28 protein-coding genes are annotated in these 23,775 nt (G+C 44.6%); 14 read left to right on the top strand and 14 right to left on the bottom strand.

Features of this window, described 5'->3' with window-relative positions; all coding sequences use genetic code 11:
- Positions 1-9 precede the first annotated feature (9 nt).
- Positions 10-984: a Bug family tripartite tricarboxylate transporter substrate binding protein gene (locus PNUC_RS07070; protein WP_011903188.1), complete on the bottom strand. Its 975-nt coding sequence runs from the start codon at positions 982-984 to the stop codon at positions 10-12.
- Between the two features lie 160 nt (positions 985-1,144).
- Between PNUC_RS07070 and PNUC_RS07065 the strand changes: the two genes are divergently transcribed.
- Positions 1,145-1,333, top strand: coding sequence for a hypothetical protein (locus tag PNUC_RS07065; protein ID WP_011903187.1), 189 nt, complete (start codon positions 1,145-1,147; stop codon positions 1,331-1,333).
- Positions 1,334-1,393: 60 nt separating this feature from the next.
- Here PNUC_RS07065 and PNUC_RS07060 read toward each other — a convergent pair whose 3' ends face one another.
- A complete protein-coding gene (locus tag PNUC_RS07060; RefSeq protein ID WP_011903186.1) occupies positions 1,394-1,687 on the bottom strand; it encodes a DUF1330 domain-containing protein in 294 nt (97 codons plus the stop codon).
- A gap of 56 nt (positions 1,688-1,743) precedes the next feature.
- Here PNUC_RS07060 and PNUC_RS07055 point away from each other — a divergent pair, with 56 nt between their 5' ends.
- Positions 1,744-2,013 carry a cupin domain-containing protein gene (locus tag PNUC_RS07055; RefSeq protein ID WP_011903185.1) on the top strand — a complete coding sequence of 90 codons (270 nt, stop codon included), beginning with the start codon at positions 1,744-1,746 and terminating at the stop codon, positions 2,011-2,013.
- Positions 2,014-2,026: 13 nt separating this feature from the next.
- Here PNUC_RS07055 and selD read toward each other — a convergent pair whose 3' ends face one another.
- The 7 genes from selD to PNUC_RS07020 all read right to left on the bottom strand — a co-directional run bounded on the left by selD (position 2,027) and on the right by PNUC_RS07020 (position 7,751).
- Positions 2,027-3,091: a selenide, water dikinase SelD gene (gene selD / locus PNUC_RS07050; protein WP_011903184.1), complete on the bottom strand. Its 1,065-nt coding sequence runs from the start codon at positions 3,089-3,091 to the stop codon at positions 2,027-2,029.
- Between the two features lie 27 nt (positions 3,092-3,118).
- Positions 3,119-3,664 carry a TlpA family protein disulfide reductase gene (locus PNUC_RS07045; protein WP_011903183.1) on the bottom strand — a complete coding sequence of 182 codons (546 nt, stop codon included), beginning with the start codon at positions 3,662-3,664 and terminating at the stop codon, positions 3,119-3,121.
- A gap of 28 nt (positions 3,665-3,692) precedes the next feature.
- Positions 3,693-4,802, bottom strand: coding sequence for a transglutaminase-like domain-containing protein (locus tag PNUC_RS07040; protein WP_011903182.1), 1,110 nt, complete (start codon positions 4,800-4,802; stop codon positions 3,693-3,695).
- A gap of 51 nt (positions 4,803-4,853) precedes the next feature.
- On the bottom strand, positions 4,854-6,134 hold the full coding sequence (locus PNUC_RS07035) for a DEAD/DEAH box helicase (RefSeq protein WP_011903181.1): 1,281 nt from the start codon (positions 6,132-6,134) through the stop codon (positions 4,854-4,856).
- 127 nt (positions 6,135-6,261) lie between these two features.
- Positions 6,262-6,840 carry a cysteine dioxygenase family protein gene (locus tag PNUC_RS07030; protein ID WP_011903180.1) on the bottom strand — a complete coding sequence of 193 codons (579 nt, stop codon included), beginning with the start codon at positions 6,838-6,840 and terminating at the stop codon, positions 6,262-6,264.
- Positions 6,841-6,851: 11 nt separating this feature from the next.
- Complete coding sequence (locus tag PNUC_RS07025) at positions 6,852-7,280, bottom strand: hotdog domain-containing protein (protein WP_011903179.1); 429 nt, start codon at positions 7,278-7,280, stop codon at positions 6,852-6,854.
- 30 nt (positions 7,281-7,310) lie between these two features.
- Positions 7,311-7,751 carry a GNAT family N-acetyltransferase gene (locus PNUC_RS07020; protein WP_011903178.1) on the bottom strand — a complete coding sequence of 147 codons (441 nt, stop codon included), beginning with the start codon at positions 7,749-7,751 and terminating at the stop codon, positions 7,311-7,313.
- Between the two features lie 146 nt (positions 7,752-7,897).
- On the opposite strand from PNUC_RS07020, the gene PNUC_RS07015 reads away from it, so the two are divergent.
- Positions 7,898-8,479: a hypothetical protein gene (locus tag PNUC_RS07015; RefSeq protein WP_011903177.1), complete on the top strand. Its 582-nt coding sequence runs from the start codon at positions 7,898-7,900 to the stop codon at positions 8,477-8,479.
- An 82-nt stretch (positions 8,480-8,561) separates the two neighbouring features.
- Here the strand turns inward: PNUC_RS07015 and PNUC_RS07010 are convergent, their stop codons facing one another.
- Entirely contained in the window at positions 8,562-8,786 is a 225-nt protein-coding gene (locus tag PNUC_RS07010; protein WP_011903176.1) for a TOBE domain-containing protein, read from the bottom strand.
- A gap of 30 nt (positions 8,787-8,816) precedes the next feature.
- Positions 8,817-9,641, bottom strand: a complete 825-nt coding sequence (locus PNUC_RS07005; RefSeq protein ID WP_011903175.1) for a substrate-binding domain-containing protein — start codon at positions 9,639-9,641, stop codon at positions 8,817-8,819.
- A gap of 77 nt (positions 9,642-9,718) precedes the next feature.
- Here PNUC_RS07005 and PNUC_RS07000 point away from each other — a divergent pair, with 77 nt between their 5' ends.
- From PNUC_RS07000 to modA, 3 genes are all read left to right on the top strand, one after another.
- Entirely contained in the window at positions 9,719-10,741 is a 1,023-nt protein-coding gene (locus PNUC_RS07000) for a substrate-binding domain-containing protein (protein WP_011903174.1), read from the top strand.
- 37 nt (positions 10,742-10,778) lie between these two features.
- Entirely contained in the window at positions 10,779-12,416 is a 1,638-nt protein-coding gene (locus PNUC_RS06995; protein ID WP_011903173.1) for an OFA family MFS transporter, read from the top strand.
- 73 nt (positions 12,417-12,489) lie between these two features.
- Positions 12,490-13,248: a molybdate ABC transporter substrate-binding protein gene (gene modA / locus PNUC_RS06990; RefSeq protein WP_011903172.1), complete on the top strand. Its 759-nt coding sequence runs from the start codon at positions 12,490-12,492 to the stop codon at positions 13,246-13,248.
- Positions 13,249-13,253: 5 nt separating this feature from the next.
- On the opposite strand, the gene PNUC_RS06985 is transcribed toward modA, so the two are convergent.
- Together PNUC_RS06985 and PNUC_RS06980 are read right to left on the bottom strand one after the other, a co-directional pair.
- A complete protein-coding gene (locus PNUC_RS06985; protein ID WP_011903171.1) occupies positions 13,254-13,877 on the bottom strand; it encodes an FMN-binding negative transcriptional regulator in 624 nt (207 codons plus the stop codon).
- A 35-nt stretch (positions 13,878-13,912) separates the two neighbouring features.
- Positions 13,913-15,301 carry a carbohydrate porin gene (locus PNUC_RS06980; RefSeq protein ID WP_161485404.1) on the bottom strand — a complete coding sequence of 463 codons (1,389 nt, stop codon included), beginning with the start codon at positions 15,299-15,301 and terminating at the stop codon, positions 13,913-13,915.
- A gap of 199 nt (positions 15,302-15,500) precedes the next feature.
- Between PNUC_RS06980 and PNUC_RS06975 the strand changes: the two genes are divergently transcribed.
- From PNUC_RS06975 to PNUC_RS06945, 7 genes are all read left to right on the top strand, one after another.
- The gene (locus PNUC_RS06975; RefSeq protein ID WP_011903169.1) at positions 15,501-15,746 is read left to right on the top strand and encodes a FeoA family protein; all 246 of its coding nucleotides are present in this window, start codon (positions 15,501-15,503) and stop codon (positions 15,744-15,746) included.
- Positions 15,739-17,652: a ferrous iron transporter B gene (feoB, locus tag PNUC_RS06970; protein ID WP_011903168.1), complete on the top strand. Its 1,914-nt coding sequence runs from the start codon at positions 15,739-15,741 to the stop codon at positions 17,650-17,652. Before PNUC_RS06975 ends, feoB begins: the two co-directional genes overlap by 8 nt.
- A gap of 90 nt (positions 17,653-17,742) precedes the next feature.
- Positions 17,743-18,786, top strand: coding sequence for a fumarylacetoacetate hydrolase family protein (locus PNUC_RS06965; protein WP_048812132.1), 1,044 nt, complete (start codon positions 17,743-17,745; stop codon positions 18,784-18,786).
- 123 nt (positions 18,787-18,909) lie between these two features.
- Entirely contained in the window at positions 18,910-19,707 is a 798-nt protein-coding gene (locus tag PNUC_RS06960) for a class II aldolase/adducin family protein (RefSeq protein ID WP_011903166.1), read from the top strand.
- Positions 19,708-19,725: 18 nt separating this feature from the next.
- Positions 19,726-20,535, top strand: coding sequence for a hypothetical protein (locus tag PNUC_RS06955; RefSeq protein WP_011903165.1), 810 nt, complete (start codon positions 19,726-19,728; stop codon positions 20,533-20,535).
- Positions 20,536-20,645: 110 nt separating this feature from the next.
- The gene (locus tag PNUC_RS06950; RefSeq protein ID WP_011903164.1) at positions 20,646-21,638 is read left to right on the top strand and encodes a Bug family tripartite tricarboxylate transporter substrate binding protein; all 993 of its coding nucleotides are present in this window, start codon (positions 20,646-20,648) and stop codon (positions 21,636-21,638) included.
- A 5-nt stretch (positions 21,639-21,643) separates the two neighbouring features.
- Positions 21,644-22,366 carry a haloacid dehalogenase type II gene (locus PNUC_RS06945; protein WP_011903163.1) on the top strand — a complete coding sequence of 241 codons (723 nt, stop codon included), beginning with the start codon at positions 21,644-21,646 and terminating at the stop codon, positions 22,364-22,366.
- A gap of 17 nt (positions 22,367-22,383) precedes the next feature.
- Here PNUC_RS06945 and PNUC_RS06940 read toward each other — a convergent pair whose 3' ends face one another.
- Positions 22,384-23,385, bottom strand: a complete 1,002-nt coding sequence (locus PNUC_RS06940; protein ID WP_011903162.1) for a Bug family tripartite tricarboxylate transporter substrate binding protein — start codon at positions 23,383-23,385, stop codon at positions 22,384-22,386.
- A gap of 72 nt (positions 23,386-23,457) precedes the next feature.
- Between PNUC_RS06940 and PNUC_RS06935 the strand changes: the two genes are divergently transcribed.
- Positions 23,458-23,751, top strand: a complete 294-nt coding sequence (locus PNUC_RS06935) for a SemiSWEET transporter (protein ID WP_011903161.1) — start codon at positions 23,458-23,460, stop codon at positions 23,749-23,751.
- Positions 23,752-23,775: the final 24 nt, after the last annotated feature.

Here is a 23,775-nt window from a genome sequence, read left to right as displayed (position 1 = left end):
TCCAGCCGATTAATCCAACTTAGCACCGGATTGTTTTACAACCTCTCGCCAACGAGTGATTTCTTGATTGATGTAATTCGTTAACTCTGGTCGAGTCATTTTAGGAACTGTTGCACCCATACTTGCCCAGCGCTCTTTGATCTCAGGTGAGGCTAAGGCTATTTGAACCTCTGCACTCATTTTATCAACGATATCTTTTGGAGTGCCCTTAATCGCCCAAAGCGCGTACCAACTGGAGACCACAAAATTTGAGATCCCTAGCTCTTGCGCGGTGGGTACATTCGGAAAGGCTTCGCTACGTTTGTTGCTTGCGACAGCGACGGCGATGAGCTGTCCGCTTTTAATAAATGGGGCAGCGCCAGCCAGGGTATCAAACATCATGTCGACTTGACCCGCGACAACATCTTGCAATGCTGGACCGGTGCCACGATAGGGAATATGGGTGATGAACAATTTATTATTCATCTTAAACAGTTCGCCAGTTAAATGTTGAGATGTGCCATTACCGGTAGATGCATAGTTATATTTACCTGGGTTTTTTCGAATCTCTTCGATGATGGATTTCAAATCATTTTTTGGAAATTTATTAGGATTGACAACAATCACATGAGGAACGCTTCCGATGATGGCAATCGGTTCAAAATCTTTGGTGATGTCATACGATAAATTCGTATACATACTCGGTGCGATGGAGTGATGAACTGCGCCCAGTAGCCAGGTATATCCATCAGGTGCCATTTTTGCAGCTACGGCCGCGCCTAAGGTTCCGCCAGCACCACCACGATTGTCGACAACAATAGAGTCGTTTAACTGGGTGGAAAGCTGCTTGGCCAAGGGGCGACCAAAAGCGTCGACTGCCCCACCTGGGGGGAAGGGGTTAATAAAGGTAATAGGGCGATTTGGGGCCGGCCAAGAGGTATTTTGGGCAAGCGCCACCAACGAAAAGAGTCCTGCAGCGATAAAAACGAGGATATTTCTGATCATTTTGGGTATTTTTGTTGGATTTCGTTTAATTCTCTTATTTTGGCCGAACTAGGCTTTCTAAGAGTTATCCCTGATTTAACAGACGATTTTCTGGACTTTTTATGGGGATATACTGATTTCGTTGTTGGTAAGTATATTTATTCGATTAATAGGAGACAAGATGTCACAACACGATACATTGTTGGCCGCATTTGAAGCATACAAAGCGGAGAACGAAAAGTTCATTGAAAAAGGTATTAAGGCATCAGCAGCACGTGCTCGTAAGGCCTTGCAAGAAATTGCTGGTGCATGCAAAGAACGCCGTAAAGAGATTACTGCTACAAAAGAAGCAATGGAAGCTAAGAAGTAATTTTTAGACTATTGATTTCTAAGCCTAGCTTTATACGAGCTAGGCTTTTTTTACGCCAATTTATATTGCAACCCCAAAAAGAGTGAGCTTCATTGCTTTGTTGCGAATCGATACAAGCGCTTGGTATTCAGGGCTATGTGCCCAAGCATGAGCTAGTGCTTGAGTGGGGAAATGTAATTCCACAAATGCACTAAAGGCACCGCAGCATAGCTCGTTCCAAAATATTTCAGTAACGGTTCCTCGAGATTGTATGGAGCCTTGATAAAGCTCAACGGTGTTGCCAACCTGAGCGCGGTAAAGCTCAAAGGCCGATTGATCTTGGAGCTCAATTAAACCCAGCACCCTAATAGTCATGTATACCCCAGTATTCTCTTTGTGCAAATAGCGTATATCCAAGCTAAAGTGATAGCATGAACATAGCACAATTTATTTCTATGCTGCATCAGGATGGATATCCAGAGCCTCTTGAGGTGAAACGTGAGCCCCTAGGGCAGCTCGGTGACCACACCCATCCATTTGAAGTAAAGGCTTTAGTGATCGAGGGCAGTATTGAACTAGTTGTGAATGGAATCCGGAAGCAATATCTCTCAGGAGACATCTTTCATCTTGGATTTGAAGAGCTTCATTCTGAGTTGTATGGCCCCCAGGGTGTTCGCTATCTTGTCTCTAGAAAAGAGTAAAGCGGGAAAGTTCCTAAGCAGAGATCACAACATGTTTATTTTGTAGCTTGCTCATTTGCCCAATGACGCGGGCGCCTAAAAATTGATGCTGGCTAAAGATATTTAAAACATTTTGAACGCTATCAGGACTGCAGGAAACCAGAAGGCCACCGCTAGTTTGAGGATCCGTCAGCAAGGCACGCTGCGCGATTGTGAAATCTGCAGGTAAACCAATCTTGTCACCATAGCTTGCCCAATTACGATCAGATGCGCCAGTAATGACGCCGTCATCTGCCAAAGTTTGCACATTGGAAAGTAGGGGAACTTGGCTCCAGTCGATATGGGCCGTACATCCAGATCCTTTTGCTAATTCCAGGGTATGCCCCGCAAGACCAAAGCCTGTGACATCAGTTAGCGCATGAACACCCGAGAGTTTAGCTAATTCAGGGCCTGCTGAATTGAGCTTGGTCGTGTTGGCGATCATCTCGCGATATCCCTCGGGTCCTAGCAAATCTTTTTTCAAGGCGGCAGATAAGATGCCGACACCAAGAGGCTTGCCTAAAATCAGTACATCGCCAGCTTGGGCGCTTGCATTGCTTTTTATATTCTTTGGATCTACTAGGCCTATTGCGACTAAGCCATAAATAGGCTCGACTGAATCAATTGTGTGACCACCAGCAATTGGAATTCCAGCGCTACGGCAGGCCTCAGCGCCACCTTCTAAAATACGAGCAATCGTTTTATTGGATAGCACTTTAATTGGCATACCCACTAATGCAAGTGCAAACAGGGGTGTGCCACCCATCGCATAAATATCGCTAATCGCATTGGTCGCAGCAATTTTTCCAAAGTCGAAGGGGTCATCCACAATCGGCATGAAAAAATCTGTTGTTGCAACAATTGCTTGCGATTCATTAATTTGATAAACCGCAGCATCATCTGCAGTTTCAATGCCAATGAGTAATTCTTTTGGAAAAGGCAATTGCGGAACACTCTGCAAGATGTCAGAAAGAACGCCAGGGGCAATTTTGCAGCCACAACCCCCTCCATGTGAGAGAGAGGTCAGGCGTGGTTCGCTGCTAGGTGTTTCTGTATTCATACCGCAAGGGTATCAGAAGGCATGGTCTTATTGGCGCAAAAGGACTTCAATCTTCCCCTTCACCTCGTTGCTATCGACGTTCTCAATCGCCCCGATCCAGACGCCTTCAATTTTTCTCGTTTTACCAACTAAAAATGAGGTTGGCAGGCCGCGGGCTTTCCAGGATTTATAGGCAATACTATTTCTATCTTGAAGAATCTCAATCCCATTTTCTGGCAAGCCATTGCCTTTGAGGAACTGGGTAATACGAGGCTTCATTTCTGCTAGGTTGACCGCTAAAACAACTAAGCCTTTAGCTTGATAGTTCTCTTGAAGTTGAATGAGCTCAAAAAACTCTTCACGACAAGGTTCACACCAGCTCGCCCAGAAATTGACTATAACGACCTTGCCTTTTAAAGCGTTAAGGTCGACCGCTTTGCCTGCCAGGTTATTGAGTTGCAGTGGTGGGGCTTGGGTCAGACCTGCCTCAGAAGCTGGGCGCCATTGTGCAACAGCCTCATTGCTGATGGTGACATTCAAAACAAAAGCCAGCGCTAGAAAAAAACGTAATGCTGGCTTATTGATGATGGTCATGCTCAAGCCATTCAATCATAGAGAATCATTAACCGATCCGACGGCTAGTAATTTTGTATTTGAAATTATCTGGGTCTAGTGAATCAAAGCGACCTTCAGTATTTTCTGCTTGTGGGTACATCAAGAAAGGAATATCACCTTTGCTGCCTAGCTTGGATCCTGGCAATGCAATATCGTGATCATAGTTGTATGCCATCCAATTCATTTCCCAGTTGCCAAATAAGTACTCACGAATCGCCAATACTTTAGGGTCGTTCACTGCCAAGCCACCTGTTTCTTCTAAGATCACTTTACGAACGTCTGCTGGATCGACTGGAACCCAACCATAACCATTTGCATAGAACTCTGCGCGGCAGTGCTGTGCTTTGGTGATATCGCCTGATTTACCAAGGCTCTTATAGCCACGTGCAGAATCGGCAATACGAATACCGTAGACATCACGGGCTGGAATACCAGCTGAACGCGCTAAGGCGACAAAGACAGCATTGATATCGGCACACTTGCCTCCCAGATTATTGGTTTCCAGCATCAACTTCACATCACCTTGACCGCAACCGCGAGTTTTAGGATCACGATGAGTGTTATCTACAACCCAGTTGTAGATGGCTTTTGCTTTTTCTACATCAGTAGCATTTGCAGGGGTATTAGCAAGCGCTTCCTGTGATTTAGTTTTCACAATGCCATCAGTGGGAAGGTATTTTGTAGATCGAGTCCAAAAACGCTGATCTTCTCTTGAGAGCTTTAGTGCAGGGCTAGGGGGGGCCATTTCTAAATGGCGGTTGAATGTACTTACCAAGATAGAAACTTTGACACTATGGTTTGTTGCAGATTTATCCCATTTAGTCCAAAGCATGCGCGCTTGTTTATCTGGCGTCTCGTAAATTTGGTTTACTGCTTTAGGATCGCTTGCTTCAGATCTGATGGCTAATGTTTGGAAGTAATTAGTGTCCAATACCAGGGGTAATGGAATCCAAGATTCTGCAGCCCCATTTGGCGACTCTAAATTCACTTCGGTTACGATTTCGTAAGTAGTCCATCCGACAGGTGCTTGCGCAAATACAGAAGAGATAGGCGATAGCGCAGGAATAGCCAAAGCTCCGGCAATTGTTTTTAGGGCTGAGCGGCGGGTAGTAGTCATGGTATTTCCGGTATGTTTATTTAAACAGTGAGGGATATTTTAGCTAAGCGATTAGCGGTTAAATGATCTTTTAGGTGGGCTGCTGCGTTTAGCGGGGGCCTTTTTGGCTGGTGCGCCACCAGATCCTGCTACTTTTGGCCTTCTGGATTGTTGATGTTGTTGGCTACGCAACTGAATAGGCTGAGCAATTGCATTCGGATCAGGCTCAAAACCTGCAATAACTTCTTGCGGTAATTTTTGCTTAATGAGTTTTTCGATATCTCTAAGCATTTGATGTTCGTCTACGCAGACTAGAGATACTGCAACACCATTTGAGCCAGCGCGTCCGGTACGGCCAATACGATGCACATAGTCTTCAGAAACATTTGGCAAATCGTAGTTCACCACATGGGGTAGTTGGTCGATATCGATTCCGCGTGCAGCGATATCGGTAGCCACCAATGCTGTGAGCTTTCCTGCCTTGAAATCTGCCAAAGCTTTAGTGCGTGCGGTTTGGCTTTTATTGCCGTGAATCGCCATGCTCGTAATGCCATCTTTTTCTAACTGAGTAACTAGCTTATTGGCTCCATGCTTGGTGCGCGTAAATACAAGAACTTGTTTCCAGTCGTTGGACTTGATCAAATGAGCCAGCAAAGGATGTTTTTGATTTCTATCGACTGGATGAATCAATTGTGCAATAGCTTCATTAGCACTATTACTTCGCGCCACTTCAATGAGCTCAGGCTTATTCAATAGGCCATCGGCAAGCGCTTTAATTTCAGTAGAGAAGGTTGCTGAGAACAGGAGGTTTTGACGTTGCTTAGGCAACGCAGCCAATATCTTTTTAATATCGCGCAAGAAGCCCATGTCTAGCATGCGATCCGCTTCATCTAAAACCAAGATCTCAATATCGTTCAGTGAAACACATTTTTGAGACATGAGATCTAGCAAGCGACCTGGGGTAGCAACCAAAATATCAAGACCTGCTGCAATGGCTTTGATTTGGGGATTTGCACCAACGCCACCAAAAATGACTGTTGACTTTAAGCCGGTGTACTTGCCATAAGTAACGACGGATTCTTGTACTTGGGCTGCTAACTCACGTGTAGGAGTCAAAATCAGAACGCGCAACACACGCTTTCCTGAGCTTGCCTTGATAGAGCTTAGGCGTTGCAATATAGGAAGCGTAAAGCCAGCAGTCTTGCCTGTGCCAGTTTGTGCTGCAGCTAAGAGATCTCCGCCCTTGAGTACTGCAGGAATGGATTTTGCTTGAATGGGGGTGGGGCTGGTGTAACCCTCTTCTGCAATGGCGCGAAGAATGGGTTCAGATAAACCGAGATCAGTAAATAACATAGGGGCCAATAATGTATTGACCCGTATTCAATTAAACGACTATCCCGGTCAATGGGGTGAGCTGCTACGCTAAAGCGTTTGCAGTAAGAACCTCTATTTTAAGCCATTGCGCCAAAAAGCTAGTGAATTACGCGGGATTCCATAAGTTTGGAACAACCGTATTTGCGTATCCCGAGATAAAGGACTTCTCTGCGCCGGTCAGTGGATCGAATACAGAGCGATGGATACGAGCAATATTTCCACCGTATACATGGATGCTGATTGAAGTTTTGTCGGTCAAAGTGTTCTCTACTACATGAATATCGTGTGTATTAGGTGAGACTGTATCAACGTGCCCTGGAGGTGAAACGCTACCCATACCAGCTTTAAGACTGCCATCTGCCTGAAAATAATAGGGTGTTCCTTTTTCTTCGCCACGCAGTTGCCCGATCATGCCCCAAACAGTGTGATTGTGAACAGGCGTCTTTTGGCCAGGACCCCATACAAAGCTCACAATCGAAAAGCGGTCTAATGGATCGGCAAAGAGCAAGTATTGTTGGTAATACTGAGGATGGGGTTTAGTAAATTCTTCTGGCAACCAATCATCCGCTGAGATCAGGGTCTCTAGCAGTTTTTTGCCTCGAGTAAAGATGATCTCTTCACTAGGCTTTTCTTCTAATAAAAGACTGAAGCCCTTAACAAAGTTTAATAATTTTCCGTCGGACATGGGGCACCTTTTTATTCTGCAAGAAATAACCAATCGGGAAATGCTTTTGGTTTGAGAGTAGTAGAGTCTAAACAAACGATATTGATTAAAGCGCTAGCGATCACTTCTAGCTCCTCAGTATCGGCGCCGACAACCTTGCGCTGAGCGGTTTGCTTGACAGCAACATGTGTGCGTCTACGTTGCTCAATGACTTGGTTGATATAGAGGATGTCGTCAAGACGGCCAGGCTTGTGAAAGTGCATAGAGAGTTCTCGTACCGGGAGCAAGATACCGAATTCATTGATGAGCTTAGTAGGGCTCAGGTCACGTTGAGCCAACCATTCAGCGCGACTACGTTCAAAGATATCGAGATAGCGGCCGTGATAAATAAAGCCAGCAGCATCGGTATCCGCGTAACAGACACGATGAACGTAGGGAAAGGGAGTAGTAGGTGATGTCATGGCGATCAGCGAATTCGTAGGGCAATCAAGTTATGCGGACAGTAGAAGAATCATATTACGATGAGCAATACCCGCCTCTTGATACTCTGGACCTTCTGGAAGAAAACCAAGTTTTTCATAAAAGGCGATGGCAGTTATCTGGGCATGCAGAATGATTGAAGTGGAGCCTTGCGTTTTAGCGAGCTGAATTAACTCTTTTAAAATGCGCTGACCAATGCCATTTCCTCGATATTTAGCTAAGACTGCCATGCGGCCAATTTGCATAGATTGATTCCCAAGACTCACCAATCTAGCAGTACCTACGCAATGCCCATTTTGATAGGCCAGTGCGTGCATTGCAGCCTCATCCTGCTCATCGACTTCAAGCTCATGCGGTACTCCCTGCTCCCGAATAAATACCTCCTCGCGGATGGGGTAGGCTAGGGTGCAAGCTTGAGACCAGGGTAGGGTAATTATTTCTAATAATTTCAATGACTTAGAGTTTAGCAGTGGCTTATTCGGAATGTATAAGGCTAATTTACCAAATAAGCCAGATTAAATGATTCTGGCATGGTTACAATGATTGCGAGGCGCTGGTTAAGGCCCATATCCAATCCTTCATTTATCTAGGAGTTATCTTGAAGAAATCTTTACTCGCTGGTTTATTCGCCGTTATTGGCCTTTCTTTTGCTGTTTCAGCATTTGCTCAAATGCCTGCAAAAATGTTGCCTTTAGCTGCTGAAGTAGTTGTATTGTCTGCAACTGTTGACTCTGTTGACGTTAAAAAACGTACTGTTGTATTGAAAGATGCAAACGGTAATTTGGCGCAAATGAACGTTGCTAAATCAGTAAATGATTTGGACAAAGTTAAAAAAGGTGACGTATTTTTGGTTGAAAACGCACAAGCGATTGCAGTTGGTCTGACTGCTGCTCCTAAAGGTGCTAAGCCAGGTGTTTCTGGTGTTCGCTCTGTAGTGCTTGCTGGCAAAGGCGCTGCTAAGCCATTTGAAGAAGTTACTGAAACTGTTTACGCATCCGTAAAAATCGATACGATTGATACAAAAACACGTCTTGTAACATTTACATTACCAAGCGGCGAGAAACAAAAAGTTAAAGTTGACCCAAGCGTTCTCGGTCTTGAGAAATTCAAAGTTGGTGATGACGTAATCGTTGAGTATGTTGACGATACTGTTATCGGCTTTGCAACTCCTAAGAAGTAATTAGCATTCTTGCTGGGACTTATTCCAGTGAAAATAAGAAGCCCGCTAACGCGGGCTTTTTTAATGGGCAAAACCTGAGTAATTAAGCGCTTTTGGCAATCATGACATCAGAAGCTTTAATCACTGCCCAGGCTTGATCGTCTACCTTGAGTCCAAGCTCATCTACCGCTTCATTGGTGATAGAGGCTGTCACAATATGACCCCCGCCAATATCCAACTTAACGTGTGAGGTGGTTTGACCCATTTTGAGTTCAACTACTTTTCCGTTGAGGGTATTACGAGCGCTAAGTTTGACCTTAAGTTCCATGAGTTCTCCGTCTAGATTGATTTAATTAATTCATTTTCCAGCATTTGGAAAGAAGAGCTGTTCTCCATCAATCTTGTAGCTAGCAATGACGTCTTGTCCGCCCTTAGAGATCAACCAGTCAATAAATGCTTGGCCTTCCACTTTCTTTACGTTGGGGAACTTCGCTGGATTCACCAGCATCACACCATACTGATTGAAAAGCTTAGGATCCCCCTGAACCAGAATGACTAAATCACCGCGGTTTTTGAAGCTAAGCCAAGTTCCTCTGTCTGCAAGAATGTAGCCATTCATGGCTGAGGCGGTATTTAGAGCGGGACCCATACCTGACCCAGTCTCTTTGTACCAAGATTGGTTCGGTGTAACGGCAATCCCAGCATCTTTCCAGTAGCGTAGTTCGGCAGCATTCGTGCCGCTTTTATCGCCGCGAGAAATAAATGGTGCTTGAGCAGCGGATATCTTCTGAAACGCCGCTTGAATGTCTTTTCCACCACCAATTTTTGCTGGATCTGATTTCGGCCCAATCAAAATGAAGTCGTTATACATCACCTCATAGCGTTTAGTTGAATAACCTTCTTTTACAAAAATTTCTTCGGCAGGCTTGTCATGAACAAAGACAACATCTGCATCACCTCGACGTCCAATATCTAATGCTTGCCCAGTTCCAACGGCTACTACTTTGACATCGATACCAGATTTCATTTTAAAAATAGGCAGGATATAACCAAATAATCCGGATTGCTCAGTAGATGTGGTTGAGGAGACGACGATGCTTTTTTCTTGCGCTAAGGCAATCGGACTAGCGAGAGTGGCAGCAATCAGAATGCTTGAAAAGAGGGTGGAGAGAAGTTTCTTCATGGAGTGCACCAAATGATTAATTAAGTTAATATCATCGCATATATCTTTTAACCACTTGAATATGCAAAAAATTACATATGCAAATTGAAGTTTGTCCAATACTTGTGTTTAAAGACTCGCTTGGGGGTAAAAACTCCATCGACCTTAATTGGCTTGCCCGGTTACTGGACGATATCGGCAATGGTTCCTCATTGGTGGAGGCAAGCAAAAAATCAGAGATGTCTTACCGCGGGGCTTGGGGAAAATTAAATGAGGCTGAGGATGCTTTGGGCATTCCACTAGTTGTACGAACTAAAGGGCATGGATCAAAGTTAACTGAGTTTGGAGTTTTTTTAATTCAATTTATTCATCAAATGCAAGTTGGCTACAGAGATTCAGGGCAAATGCATCAGAATATATTACTCAAGGAAATAAAAAAATTCCAAAAAACTGAGAGTGTTAAGTGGAAATTTTTATCCAGCAGTGACTCGATTATTCAAAAAGCAGTTGGCGAGGTAAAGGGTATTGATTTAAAAATCGCAGGATCAGGCGAGTCATTAGAGAGGTTGCTTAACAACGAAGCACATATAGCTGGATATCACGTCTCCGACGAAAAGAGCTCCAAAGCAATACATCATCGTTTGTCGAAAAATGATATTGAAATATTTCCAGTAATGAGACGCGTTCAGGGTTTAATGGTTAAGAAGGGCAACCCGCTCAATATCCGAACTATTTATGACTTGGTTAATCGTAAGGTGCGCTTTATTAACCGTCAAATCGGCTCAGGTACAAGATTGCTATTCGATACCTTATTGCTCATCGAAGATATTGCTCCATCTGAGATCAATGGCTATTTGCAAGAAGAGTTCACGCACTCGGCAGTGGCTAATGCCATTCTGGCTGGAAAGGCGGATGTCGGTCTTGGGGTTAAAAATATCGCAATTGAAAATGGCTTGGGATTCATCCCCTTAAGAGATGAGGTGTTCTTTGTGGCCATGAAAAAAGAGATGTTGGCTCAATCTGAGGCATCAAAGCTGATTCGAAAAATTCGTAGCTACTCTAGTGAGACACCTGGGTACAAAGCTATTAGCTTAAATCGTCAAATTGCAGGGTGGTTATAAAAGTAGTCAAAAAAGCAGCAATAAAAAAGGAGGCAGTATGTTTCATCTATTAGATAAAGAACGCACTATTGCAGGCCCAGGCTTTAATCGCTGGCTTGTTCCACCAGCGGCACTAGCAATACATTTGTGCATTGGTATGGCGTATGGCTTCTCCGTATTCTGGCTGCCATTATCCAAAGCCTTAGGAGTTTCGCAGGGTGGTACAGAAGCCATTAAATGTGCTGCTGATGTTGGTTTCTTTGCACAACTCTTTACAACTAGCTGCGATTGGCAAATATCTACGCTTGGTTGGATGTACACCATGTTTTTTGTGCTGCTTGGTTCTTCTGCTGCCCTTTGGGGTGGCTGGTTAGAGCGTGCAGGCCCACGTAAAGCCGGCGTTGTTGCTGCATTCTGTTGGTGCGGCGGCATGCTGTTCTCAGCATTGGGGGTTTATCTCCATCAGTTTTGGATGATGATTCTGGGTTCAGGTGTGATTGGTGGTATCGGCTTGGGTCTTGGCTATATCTCTCCAGTGTCCACATTGATTAAATGGTTTCCAGACCGTCGCGGTATGGCAACGGGTATGGCGATTATGGGCTTTGGTGGCGGTGCGATGATTGGTTCACCACTAGCCGCAAACCTCATGAAGTATTTTGCTACCCCAACCAGTGTTGGTGTGGCGCAAACATTTGTTGTAATGGCATTGGGTTACTTTGTTTACATGATGGCTGGTGCATTTGGTTACCGCATTCCGGCTAGTGACTGGAAGCCCGCTGGTTGGACTCCACCAGCAAGTCAAGCCAATAACGCCATGATTACGAGCCGTAGTGTAAACGTTAAAAAAGTATGGGGCATTCCACAGTTCTGGTTGGTATGGATGGTTCTCTGCATGAACGTTTCTGCTGGTATTGGGGTGATTGGTATGGCTTCACCAATGTTGCAAGAAGTATTTGCAGGTAGCTTGATTGGCGTTACTCAAACTTTCACAGAGCTTGATAAGACTCAGCTCACTGCTATTGCAGGTGTTGCGGCTGGTTTTACTGCATTGTTGAGCCTCTTTAACATTGGCGGTCGCTTCTTCTGGGCCAGTTTGTCTGACAAGTTAGGTCGTAAGCTCACCTACATTATTTTCTTTGTGCTGGGTGGCGTTCTTTACTTCAGTATTCCAAGCAGCGCGGCAGCTGGCAATCTGCACTTATTTGTTGGTGCCTTCTGCATCATCTTGAGTATGTATGGCGGCGGCTTTGCAACCGTTCCTGCATATCTTGCCGACCTGTTTGGTACGCAAATGGTAGGGGCAATTCATGGTCGCTTGTTAACTGCATGGGCTACTGCCGGCATCTTGGGTCCAGTTGTAGTGAATTACATGCGCGACTATCAGTTGAGCTTGGGCTTACCACGTGCACAGGTATACAACCAAACGATGTATATCTTGGTGGGCATGCTGGCGATTGGATTAATTTGTAATTTGATGATTCGTCCAGTGGCCGATAAGTGGTTTATGACTGATACTGAACTAGCTGAAGAGAAAAAGCTGGCCCATGAGAAAGCGCTTGATTCAGTGGTTAAAGGCGCGGGTGGTAATGAGCATACTTCTGCCGCAGCTGTTTACTTAGCTTGGGCTGCCGTTGGAGTTCCACTTGCTTGGGGTGTGTATAAAACCTTCTTAAGCGCTTTAAAGTTGCTAGCATAAAGAGGTAGCAAGTTTATAGAGAATCGACCCTAATTAGGGTCGATTTTTTTATCTATCCACTAGAATTGTCCCAATGAAATCTGTACGCTTCCTCACTTACCTATCCTTTTTGCTTTTATTTGCCAATATTGCCTTGGCGCAGAGTCCGGCCGTTGCTGTCGCAGCCAATATGAAAGATGCATTCAGCGAGATAGTTACAGTATTTCAAGCAACAGGTAAGCCGGGGATAAGGGTTGTATACGGATCTTCCGGTAATTTCACGGCGCAAATCATGAATGGAGCCCCATTCAATCTATTTATTTCCGCAGACGAGCATTTTCCATTGGAGTTATATAAGAATGGCAAAACGGTCGATGAGGGCAAGGTTTATGCCATCGGCAAATTGGCGATCATCACAAAAAATTCAAGCGGCATTCTGCTAGATGGTGATAAAGCATCTTTAGTTAAGGCAATAAATAAGGCCAATAAGATTGCTATCGCTAAACCAGAATTGGCTCCTTATGGAAAAGCTGCTGTTGAGTATTTGAAAGCAGAAGGGCTATGGGAATTAGCTAAGGGTAAGTTGGTTTATGGCGATAACATTGGTCTTGCAACGACCTATGTTGTTACTGGTGCTGCTGACTTGGGTTTTACCGCTCTTTCTCTTGCAAAGTCTGCGGAAGTATCCAGAGATACCAATTACTTGCCTTTAAGTGATCAGTTGTATGAGCCTATTAAGCAGAGAATGGTCTTGATGAAGGGTGCTCCTACTGAGGCTGTTGAGCTCTATCAGTTTATGCAGGGCTCAACCGCTAAAGCTATCTTACGAAAATACGGTTACACCACTCCTTAACCGTTTTAATTGGGCTTCATGTATTTGAGCATCTCATGAAGCGCTTCTTGTGGAGATTGCTTTAGCTCATCTACAACTGCAGCGTAATCTTCGGCTGGACGGTTTTGGCTGAGCTTAAATTTTCCGACTATATTCTGAATATCTATCTCAATGCCTACGATGGCCTTAAGCATCATCTGCACATATTCCTCTGGCGCGTCATCGAGCTTCCAGTCAGATTGATAGGTGGGCTCATGAATATTGGTCATCTGCGCCACATGACTTCTAAGCCACTGAGGATCTTCTATTAATTTAATATTGCCCTCAATATGAACTACTGCATAGTTCCATGTTGGCACTACTTTCCCGGTTTCTTTTTTGGATGGATACCAAGCGGGGGTGACATATGCATTTGGACCATTGAATACTGCTGTTACTGCTGTAGCCTTGCTCGTAGCAATTTTTGATAGTGGATTCGTTTTGGCGATATGACCATAAAGTTTAGTTTTGTCTGCGCTTAACATGAGGGGCAGATGATTAATCTCCAGATGGCTATCTAGATTTCCAACCAATGTAGCAAGTGGGTACTCAGAGATTAGCTGTGCTAGTAAGGCTGGCTCTATGACTGCAAAGTGTTTCGGCAGGTACATGAAATAGGTGCTCTAGTGAACAAGACACCCATATCTTACATCTCTATATGGGCTCTTAATCCAAAGAAATTCACTGGGCCACGTGCTGAGTTATAGGCTGGATTGGCTATGCGTTGGTAATCCGCTGAAATATAGAGTTCTTTATACACTTTGGCGCTATAGAAGGTTTCAAGAATTTGTTCTGTTTTATAGCTCAGGTTGCCATCCCCAATAAAAGGGGACATGCCACCCAGTTGCAGATAGGTCCTTTGAATTGGGGCGATTCCGTTCACCGCAAAACCTAGGCCTACGCAGTCGTTAGGTCTCGACCAGCTAGCACCTTTAATGCTGACGCCACCAGACAAAGAGCGGCTAATGTCAACCGTTTGCGTTTCCGAGTTGCCTGGGTTCCAGCTCCAACGACCAAATACCCCAATGTCTTCTGAAATGGACTGTTCAAAATTGAGGCCATATCCCCAAGAGCTTTGGGCGGCAAGACGAGTATTGGTGATATCGGGGGTGGAGTTAGTTTGTTGGGCAATATCTACAGCACTTTGGTAGTTGCCCATAAAAGCATGCTGTTGATAGTAGAGTGCACGCACCGCGCCAGCTTTACCCCAAAGTTCATGCTCATGAGTTAATTCAATCTGATTTCCATAATCCTGGGTCAAGCTGTAATCAAGCTGAGCGGTATTCGGAATAGTTGGCATTGCCAAGCGAGCCATTTTTAAGATCCAGTCCTCTTGATACCACTCAGCTACAACACCATAGGTATAGCCCTTGCTGTCTGCAGCATAGCTATAGGCACCCATGGAAAAAATGGCAAAGTTTTGAAATTGGGTACGAGGATCATGGCTATAGCTGTTTTGATCGAAAAAGTCTAAAGTTGCAAACTTGCCATAGCTCACTACAAGCCTGTTTTTATCTACGTTGCCTGCCAGTTGATTTGGAGCGCCTTCAATATGCTCCTTACCGCCGCCAAGCCCAAAGGTTTGTCTAATAAATGCGCGGGCAGTGTAATAGATAGGCGGTGCATAAGATCCTTTCTGCAACTCGCCATTCTGAAATCCGCCCAAGCCAACAAGTTGTCCGTTAAAGGGGGTTCCCTCAAACATCTCTGGATTCCAATAGACTTCTGCGCCTTCCCAAAGTCTTGCCCCCAAGAAAGCAGTTGCGCTGAAGGTGTAGCTCTTCCCGCCACCCCCTTCAGATTTATTTAAAAGACTATTTTGTCCGTAGTAGGGTGAATTGAAATTATTTTTTTGCTGAACAATATACGTAGACTGACCATGAATACTCCATTGCTCAGTTTCACCTTCATCTGCATTAGGTGCATCTATTTCTGGCTGATCACTAACAGGTGCCACTGCAAGTAGGATTGGTGTGTCGCTCACCGGAGCTTCTGCATGTGCAGACAAGAAAGTCCACAGGACAAAAAGGGTCACAAGTAGACCTTTCAGTAGGCATAAATTGATATTGATGCCGAATCTGTAAGAATCCTTGCGGTAGGTCAAAACCTCAAATTTTCCTTGTGAGATCATGTAGTTGGCTGTACTTAAGGTGCTTTGTAAATGAGAACTATTCTCAATTATAAAGTATATAATGAGAATCGTTCCTATTAATTGATAAAAGTGACAGTCCTCCATGCATTTGGACCAGGTTGATTTAGATGCCATTTACCGCGTTTGCACGGTAAATGCGCCCAAAGGTGCTCCGCAAATTAAGGGGCAGCTGGAAGATATTGGATTTCTTCCGGGTGAGCAGGTCACTTTATTGCGCAAAGGCTTACTTAAAAAAGGTCCGTATTTGGTCCGCATAGGCGCCTCTACTTTTGCCTTACGCAAATCTGAAGCACGCATGATCGAGGTCGAACCGATAACGCATGTCTGAATCAAAAGTCCATTTTTTTTCTAATGAGCCATTGGTCGCTTTATTGGGCAATCCCAATTGCGGAAAGACAGCCCTATTTAATTTGCTGACTGGTAGTCGTCAAAAGGTCGCTAATTATTCTGGCGTTACGGTTGAACGCAAAGAGGGCCGTCTTGCTCTCGACTCAGGAAAAAATATTCGCATTCTGGATTTACCAGGCGCCTATAGTCTTTACCCAAGATCTTTGGATGAACGCGTTACTTGTAATGTGTTGTTGGGTAGGGCGGAAGGGGAGAAACGTCCTGATTTAGTGTTATGCATCTTGAGCGCCATGAATTTGCGACGCAATCTTCGCTTAGTTCTTGCAGCAAAGCGCCTTGGTCTGCCTTGTATTGTCGTGTTGAATATGCTGGATATCGCCAAGCGTCAAGGGCTCCAGATTGATACTGAGGCGCTTTCTAATGAGTTAGGCCTACCTGTCCTGACTAGTATTGGCATTCAATCGAATGGTGCGGATGAAATCAAAGCCCATCTCTCGCAGTTGGATTGGCGCAATCTCAATAGCTTACGTACCGGCACCTCAGATGCTACCTTAGAAAATGTGGCTTCACATATCGCGCATTCTGAATCTGACAACGTTCAAGTACAAAGAATTTTGCAGAACTTGCATTTAGATGAAATCATTCCCGATCATTTCACTGATCGCCTAGATTCGGTTTTGCTGCATCCCGTTTTTGGCCCCATCATTTTGGTTGCCCTTCTATTTTGCATTTTCCAGGCAGTATTTAGTTGGGCCACCTTTCCAATGGAATTGATTAAGACCTCCGTTGAATACCTTGGCACTCAAATCGGCGAAGTCTTGCCCAATATATGGTTACGTAGTTTGCTCATCAATGGCATCTTGGCTGGCCTTGGTGGAGTAGTAATTTTCTTGCCCCAGATTTTGATATTGTTCTTCTTCATTCTGTTGCTCGAAGAGTCTGGCTATCTTCCAAGGGCGGCTTATTTATTGGATCGCGTGATGGGATCGGTTGGACTTTCTGGCCGCTCCTTTATTCCGCTGCTATCGAGCTTTGCCTGTGCAATTCCTGGAATTATGGCTACTAGAAGCATCTCGAATGCGCGAGATCGTTTGGTAACCATTCTGATTGCGCCAATGATGACTTGCTCAGCGCGTCTACCGGTATATGCCTTATTAATTTCTGCGTTTATCCCAGAACAAAAGCTATGGCTGGGAATTGACTTGCAGGGACTCGTTTTATTTTTACTATACCTGGCGGGTATCTTGGGCGCCATGGCAGTAGCTTGGATCTTGAAGCGCTTTACCAGCGAGCAGTTCAGGATGAATGCCCTGATGATGGAGTTGCCTAGTTACCACTTACCGCGCTTAGGCAATCTGGCAATCAGCCTATGGCAGCGTGCAGAAATCTTTTTGCGTCGGGTCGGAGGCATCATTCTGATTATGACCGTGGGCCTCTGGATTTTATCTAGCTTCCCACTTCCGCCTGAAGGTGCCACACTCTCCCCAATTCAATATAGCTTTGCCGGCATGTTGGGGCAGGGCTTAGTGCATATCTTCTCGCCCATTGGCTTTAATTGGCAAATCAGTATTGCTTTGGTTCCAGGGATGGCCGCACGAGAGGTGGTTGTGAGTTCATTAGCAACGGTTTATGCCTTATCTAGCTCTACAGCAGATGCTGCTGACGCCCTCATCCCGCTGATTTCTTCAGGCTGGTCTCTAGCAACAGCCCTTTCCCTATTGGCATGGTTCGTTTTTGCTCCCCAATGCCTATCAACAATCGCTGCGGTCAAACGCGAGACCGGTGGCTGGAAAATACCGGTCATTATGTTGAGTTACTTGTTTGGCTTGGCTTATCTTGCCTCCTTTATCACCTACCGAACCGCAATTTTCTTTGGCTTAGGTTAGTCATTCCTCCTATTTGCTGCACCACCGCATAAATAGCTGCAGTAATATGCCTTTTGTAGTTAAAACAAATAACAACATTAGGAGATTAGGATGAGTTCTCGTCGTGAATTTATGAAAACTGCTTCAGCAGCTGGCGCTGGTTTAGTTGCGGCCTCTACTATGGGTGTGATGCAAGAAGCATCTGCTCATCCCACTTCTGTGTGGGGTGGCGAAGTTTATACGGGCCCACGTGAAATGGTAAAAAATAGCAAAATTCTATCCATCATGAATGCTGATGGCACAGAGACCCTCGGTGTTGTTACCCCTAAGGGCGTAATTGATGTAAGGGCAGTAGCAAAGAAAATGAAAATTGCAGCCCCTGTCACTTTGGATCAATTACTGCAAGAAGGTAATGCCCAGGGATTTAACAAAGTGGTTGCTAGCGCAGATCAATCTGGCGTACCTTATTTGCAGGAGTCCAATATTACTTTTGGCCGCTTGTTTAAGAGCCCTGGCAAGATTGTTTGTGTTGGTTTGAACTATCGCGCCCATGCAGACGAAGTGGGAATGGTCCATCCTCGCGTGCCACCATTATTTAATAAGTACAACAATAGTTTGGCGGCGCATAACTGCTTGTTACAAATCCCACCACCATCAGTATCTTATAAGCTTGATTATGAAACTGAGCTTTTAATCGTGATCGGCAAACAGATGCGTAATGTACCTGAGTCTGCTGCCCTTGATTATGTTGCCGGTTACTGCACTTCAAATGACTTTTCATCTCGTGACTTGCAGTTGGAGTTACCGAGTGGTCAGTGGATGATTGGAAAAACCTTAGATCAATATGCACCTATCGGGCCTTATTTTGTGACTGGAGATTTGGTGGGTAATCCAAATAATCTTCAGGTAAAAACCTGGGTGAATGGTGAGTTACGTCAAAACTCGAATACATCTGACTTTATTCACAACACACAAAAGATGCTTTCGTATATCAGCACCTATTGGGCTTTAGAGCCAGGTGATATTGTCTTTACAGGCACTCCACAAGGAGTAATAGCAGGTATGCCAAAAGATAAGCAGGTCTGGCTGAAAAAGGGCGATAAAGTGGTGAGTTCTGTAGAGAAGTTGGGCGAGTTGAAGTTCACCCTTGCTTAAATAGATTTACTAGTAAGCAGTCAGTATCTAACTGTAGCAATGAAAGCCATCATCACGATGGCTTTCATTATTTGAGTAATGATTTTGTTCTCTTTTAATTTTAATAATGTATTAGGTAAAAAAATGAAGCGATTATTCAGCCTTGCAGTTTTTTTGATGGTTACACATACCCATGCTGCAAGCGTCCAAGAGCAAATGGAGCAAAATCCTGCTGTCAAGGCTGCAGTTGAAGAGCTAGTTTTAGCAAACCATATTTTGTATGATCAGAATGCTGTTGATGGCTATGGTCATATTAGTGTGCGTAATCCAACCAACCCAAACACATTCTTTTTGGCCAGGAGTGTAGCCCCTTCAGTCGTGCAGGTGGACGACATCATGGAGTTTGATATGAATGGCAAAGCTCTGAATGGGGATACACGAGTTGCTTATGGCGAGCGCTTTATTCATAGCGGTATTCTTAAAAACCGTCCCGATATTAATTCTGTTATTCATGGCCATGCAGCATCCACCCTAACATACGGATTGACGGGGACAACTTTAAAGCCGGTCTATCACATGAGCGCATTTTTAGGTGAGGGCGCTCCTATTTTTGAGATTCGGAATTTTGCTAAGCCAAACCCAGATACCGATATGTTTATCAGCAATGTTGAGTTGGGTAATGATTTGTCGCAAACCATGGGTTTGCAGTACTTTGTCTTGATGCGCGGTCATGGGTACGCAGCAGGAGCAGATTCTATTAAAAAGGCGGTATTTAGAGCTGTTTATGCCATTCAGAACGCCAGTATCCAGGCTGAAGCAATGAAGATGGGACAAGTTCAATACCTCACACCAGGCGAGGCAGTCATCGCGCAGGAAACGATTGAAAAGACAATCAACCGCCCATGGCAGTTGTGGAGTGAGCGCGTCAAGAAAACGCAATAATTGTTAAACTTCTGCATCATGCAGAAGCTAGCACCCCCATCCTTTTTATTGCCAAGACGAATTCTGCAGTTAGTCCTGGTATCAGGATGCTTGTTGTTCACTCCCTCAATCTCTATGGCGGTGTTGCAGGATGAGATTCAGGTTTACGATGATGAGATCAACGACAAGGGTAAAGCTAGCCTAGAGCTTCATGTAAACAATACCCCAAACGGAATTCAAACGCCGTCTTATCCTGGTGAAGTTACGAACAATAACGGTACTCGCGTCACTCCCGAGTTTGCCTATGGCCTCGGCCATGATTTAGAGGCCGGGCTCTATATTGCTTACGTTAACTACAATAGTAAGTTTCAATATGCCGCAACCAAAGTTCGCATGAAATGGCTTCCGATACGAGAAGATAAGGGCGATAGTTTTTTTGCGGGACTGAATATTGAACTTGCTAACGTTCAGCCGCAATTTGAGGAATCCAGATATAACAGCGAAGCTCGCTTTATTATTGGCAAGCACTTTGATGAGTGGTTATTTTCTTTCAATCCCGTTGTTGGGATGCCGCTTTCACAGCCCTATGTTCATCAATCACCTTATTACAGTACGGCCACACGTTTATCCCGTGAGGTTTTACCCGAATTAGCCTTGGGCGTGGAGTATTACTCCAATGTCAATCAACTTGGCCAGCCCATTAATTATCAAAATACCCAGCAACTGGGTTTTTTGATGATGTACTACGAGGGTAACCCCATCTCTTTTCAGGCCGGGGTGGGGAAGGGCTTTTCTAATAGCACTGACTCTCTCACCCTAAAAGCAATTTTCTCTATTCCGCTGAACTAGGAAAAGTCAGTACTCGGGTATTGCGCACAATCCTCAATATATGTTTAATATTGAGTCAATGGGTTATAAAACCCAAATATAACTATTACAGACTTTAGTCGGAGACACTTATGATTAGCTTTTATGCGTTGACGCGCGCTTGCGTGATGAGTTTTTCTGCGCTGGCATTATTGCCATTTATATCTCAAGCAGTGAATGCTGCCGCACCATTTCCAAATAAGCCAATCAAAATTATTGTTACTGCATCACCAGGTGGCACAACAGATATTTCTGCTCGAGCTTTATCTGATATCTTGGGTAAAGAGTTGGGTCAAAGCGTCATCATCGAAAACAAAGCAGGCGGCGCCGGTATTATTGGTATTCAAGCATTACTCGCTGCCCCACCAGACGGTTACACGATGGCGATGGGCAATATTGGACCCAACGCAATTAACTACAGCCTCTATAAAAACTTGCCATACAAAATGGAAGATATGGAGCCTGTAACCATCGTGATTGCTAATCCCAATGTTTTGGTGGTGAACTCTGATTTTCCGGCAAAGACTGTGGGCGAATTGGTGGCAATGGCTAAGGCTAATCCAGGTAAGTATTCTTTTGCCTCATCTGGTCGGGGTCAGTCAATTCACATGTCAGGCGAATTGCTCCGCTTACAGGCGGGAATTGATGTAATCCACGTACCTTACAAGGGCGCAGGCCCAGCTCTTGCCGATCTACTGGGCGGTCAAGTGACGATGATGGTGGATAACTTGCCGAGTTCAATGTCCTATATCAAGGCGGGTAAGCTAAGGGCATTGGCAGTTACTAGTAAAAACAGAGTTGCAGAATTACCAGATGTGCCTACGATGATGCAATCGGGCTTTCCTAATTTTGAAGTCACTGCATGGTTTGGTTTATTCGTTCCAGCAGGTACCCCAAAGCCAGTAATTGACAAACTTTATGTTGCTGTAAAGAAGGCGCTTGAAACTCCAGAAATCAAGCAACGCTGGAAAGATCTTGGTGGTTGGGCGGTTGGTGATACACCAGCTAATACCAAAATATTCATTGCTGCTGAAAAGAAAAAATGGGAACAGGTTGCACAGCAAGCCAAAATAGAGGCTGAATAATATTTATGCATACAAATTTACTTTCTAACAAACTACTTCCTAAGGTACTCGCATTTGATGTCTTTGGAACGGTAGTCGATTGGCATGGCTCGATTGCTGCTGAAGTAGCTCGCTTAAAAATACCAGTTGATCCTAATGTATTTGCGAGCGCCTGGCGAAATGGTTATAAGCCTGCTATGGCTAGAGTGCGCTCAGGCGAATTGGGTTGGACCAAGATAGATGATTTGCATAGGCTAATTCTTGACCAAGTTCTCGATCAATTTAGCATTCATTCGCTCAACGAAGCTCAAAAAGTTGATCTCAATTTGGTTTGGCACCGCTTGCAGCCATGGTCAGACTCAGTTGAAGGCTTGTGTAAGCTTAAGCAACATTTCACGATTGTGACTCTGTCGAATGGCAATTTAAGTCTCTTGGCCAATATGGCTAAGAACGCAGGCTTACCTTGGGATTTGATTCTATCTGCCGAAGTCTTCCGGCATTACAAGCCTGACCCTGAAACCTATTTGGGGGTGGCTGCTACATTTGATGTAAAGCCAGGAGAAGTGATGCTAGTTGCTGCACATAAGGATGATTTAGTGGCAGCCCATGCCTTGGGATTACAAACTGCCTTTATAGAGCGCCCCAAAGAGTTTGGACCCACCCATCAACGTGATGACATGCATCGAGAAGATTGGGTGGATTACCATGCGAGCGATTTTAAAGATCTTGCTAAGCAGTTATCTCTCTAAGACGGTAGCGATTAAGCTTAATCTGGTTTGATATTTGAATCCTTAATGACCTTGTTCCACATGGTGAGCTCGCGAGAAATGCGCTTGGTAGATTCTGCAGGATTTAAGTAGTTCACATAGACACCAGCAGCAAGCATGCGCTCTTGTACATCCGGACGCTGCAAGATTAATTTGATATCACTACTGAGTTTATCGATGATGGGCTTAGGCGTATTAGCAGGCGCTTCAATCCCAAACATGCTGACAACATCAAAGTTAGGTAGACCAGTTGCCTCAGTCACCGTTGGCACGTCAGGAAGTTGGCTAATACGCTTGGCTGTTGTTACTGCCAATGGCCTTAACTGACCGGCTTGAATAAATTGCAAAGCTGCGGGTACGGTTTCTGACATACACAATACTTGGCCGCCTACCAAATCGGTCATTGCCGGACCGCTACCTTTATAGGGCACATGAAGCAGATCAAGGCCTAGTTGATAGCGAAACATTTCCATGGCGAGTCGCTGCGGTGCGCCAGCACCAGAAGAGGCAAAGGTGAGCTTTCCTGGATTGGCTTTAGCGTAAGCAATGAACTCCTTCATATTCTTCACGGGTACTGAAGGATTTACAACGAATACCAATGGCACTACACCAACAATCGCAACTGGGGTGAAATCTTTCTCTAGGTTGTATTTGATTTTGTCTTTATCTAAATAGGCATTAATAGAGTGTGATGTAAGAGCACCCATGAGTAGGGTATATCCATCTGCCGGGGATTTGGCAACCATATCAGCGCCAATATTGCCGCTGTCTCCTGCACGGTTATCTGGAATAACCTGCTGACCAATTGTTTTGGAAAGCTCTTGAGCCATGATCCGCCCAATCACGTCAGTCGCGCCACCTGGGGGGTAGGGGATGACCAGACGAATCGGCTTATCTGGATAATTTTTGATGGACGCATTGCTGCTTTGCGCAAATACGGGGGTAGACATCACTGTAGCGCACAGGGCGATAACAATCCATTGGGTAATTATTTGTCTCATGATCTCTTTTTATAGGTTTAAATGCTTGTCCATTATCAATGAAATTGGACGTTAGCCAACTACAATTTACCTATGAATTTCCCCATTAATTTGCAACCTCACCATATTGAAATCATCGGTTATTGCGCTGCATTCTTAACTACGATTGCATTTTTGCCGCAAGCAATCCAGTCGTGGCGTACTCGTGACCTATCGGGAATCTCTTTGGGTATGTATTTCTTATTTACAGTTGGGGTTGGCTTATGGCTAGTCTATGGCCTCATTATTGAGAAATGGCCCTTAATTGTGGCTAATGCTTTGACCTTTGCTTTAGCTCTCAGTATCTTGTTATTGAAATTGCGTCATACTTCTAATCATCGTAAATAAAGCAATATTGAATTTCACAGAAAG

Source organism: Polynucleobacter asymbioticus QLW-P1DMWA-1 (assembly GCF_000016345.1).
GTDB classification, from domain to species: Bacteria; Pseudomonadota; Gammaproteobacteria; order Burkholderiales; family Burkholderiaceae; genus Polynucleobacter; species Polynucleobacter asymbioticus.
This window is presented reverse-complemented; position numbering and strand designations above follow the sequence as displayed.

Coding starts and splice junctions, on each gene's coding strand:
- PNUC_RS07070 (WP_011903188.1), bottom strand. CDS start 984: ATGATCAGAAATATCCTCGTTTTTATCGCTGCAGGACTCTTTTCGTTG.
- PNUC_RS07065 (WP_011903187.1), top strand. CDS start 1,145: ATGTCACAACACGATACATTGTTGGCCGCATTTGAAGCATACAAAGCG.
- PNUC_RS07060 (WP_011903186.1), bottom strand. CDS start 1,687: ATGACTATTAGGGTGCTGGGTTTAATTGAGCTCCAAGATCAATCGGCC.
- PNUC_RS07055 (WP_011903185.1), top strand. CDS start 1,744: ATGAACATAGCACAATTTATTTCTATGCTGCATCAGGATGGATATCCA.
- selD (WP_011903184.1), bottom strand. CDS start 3,091: ATGAATACAGAAACACCTAGCAGCGAACCACGCCTGACCTCTCTCTCA.
- PNUC_RS07045 (WP_011903183.1), bottom strand. CDS start 3,664: ATGACCATCATCAATAAGCCAGCATTACGTTTTTTTCTAGCGCTGGCT.
- PNUC_RS07040 (WP_011903182.1), bottom strand. CDS start 4,802: ATGACTACTACCCGCCGCTCAGCCCTAAAAACAATTGCCGGAGCTTTG.
- PNUC_RS07035 (WP_011903181.1), bottom strand. CDS start 6,134: ATGTTATTTACTGATCTCGGTTTATCTGAACCCATTCTTCGCGCCATT.
- PNUC_RS07030 (WP_011903180.1), bottom strand. CDS start 6,840: ATGTCCGACGGAAAATTATTAAACTTTGTTAAGGGCTTCAGTCTTTTA.
- PNUC_RS07025 (WP_011903179.1), bottom strand. CDS start 7,280: ATGACATCACCTACTACTCCCTTTCCCTACGTTCATCGTGTCTGTTAC.
- PNUC_RS07010 (WP_011903176.1), bottom strand. CDS start 8,786: ATGGAACTTAAGGTCAAACTTAGCGCTCGTAATACCCTCAACGGAAAA.
- PNUC_RS07005 (WP_011903175.1), bottom strand. CDS start 9,641: ATGAAGAAACTTCTCTCCACCCTCTTTTCAAGCATTCTGATTGCTGCC.
- PNUC_RS07000 (WP_011903174.1), top strand. CDS start 9,719: ATGCAAATTGAAGTTTGTCCAATACTTGTGTTTAAAGACTCGCTTGGG.
- PNUC_RS06995 (WP_011903173.1), top strand. CDS start 10,779: ATGTTTCATCTATTAGATAAAGAACGCACTATTGCAGGCCCAGGCTTT.
- modA (WP_011903172.1), top strand. CDS start 12,490: ATGAAATCTGTACGCTTCCTCACTTACCTATCCTTTTTGCTTTTATTT.
- PNUC_RS06985 (WP_011903171.1), bottom strand. CDS start 13,877: ATGTACCTGCCGAAACACTTTGCAGTCATAGAGCCAGCCTTACTAGCA.
- PNUC_RS06975 (WP_011903169.1), top strand. CDS start 15,501: ATGCATTTGGACCAGGTTGATTTAGATGCCATTTACCGCGTTTGCACG.
- feoB (WP_011903168.1), top strand. CDS start 15,739: ATGTCTGAATCAAAAGTCCATTTTTTTTCTAATGAGCCATTGGTCGCT.
- PNUC_RS06965 (WP_048812132.1), top strand. CDS start 17,743: ATGAGTTCTCGTCGTGAATTTATGAAAACTGCTTCAGCAGCTGGCGCT.
- PNUC_RS06960 (WP_011903166.1), top strand. CDS start 18,910: ATGAAGCGATTATTCAGCCTTGCAGTTTTTTTGATGGTTACACATACC.
- PNUC_RS06955 (WP_011903165.1), top strand. CDS start 19,726: ATGCAGAAGCTAGCACCCCCATCCTTTTTATTGCCAAGACGAATTCTG.
- PNUC_RS06950 (WP_011903164.1), top strand. CDS start 20,646: ATGATTAGCTTTTATGCGTTGACGCGCGCTTGCGTGATGAGTTTTTCT.
- PNUC_RS06945 (WP_011903163.1), top strand. CDS start 21,644: ATGCATACAAATTTACTTTCTAACAAACTACTTCCTAAGGTACTCGCA.
- PNUC_RS06940 (WP_011903162.1), bottom strand. CDS start 23,385: ATGAGACAAATAATTACCCAATGGATTGTTATCGCCCTGTGCGCTACA.
- PNUC_RS06935 (WP_011903161.1), top strand. CDS start 23,458: ATGAATTTCCCCATTAATTTGCAACCTCACCATATTGAAATCATCGGT.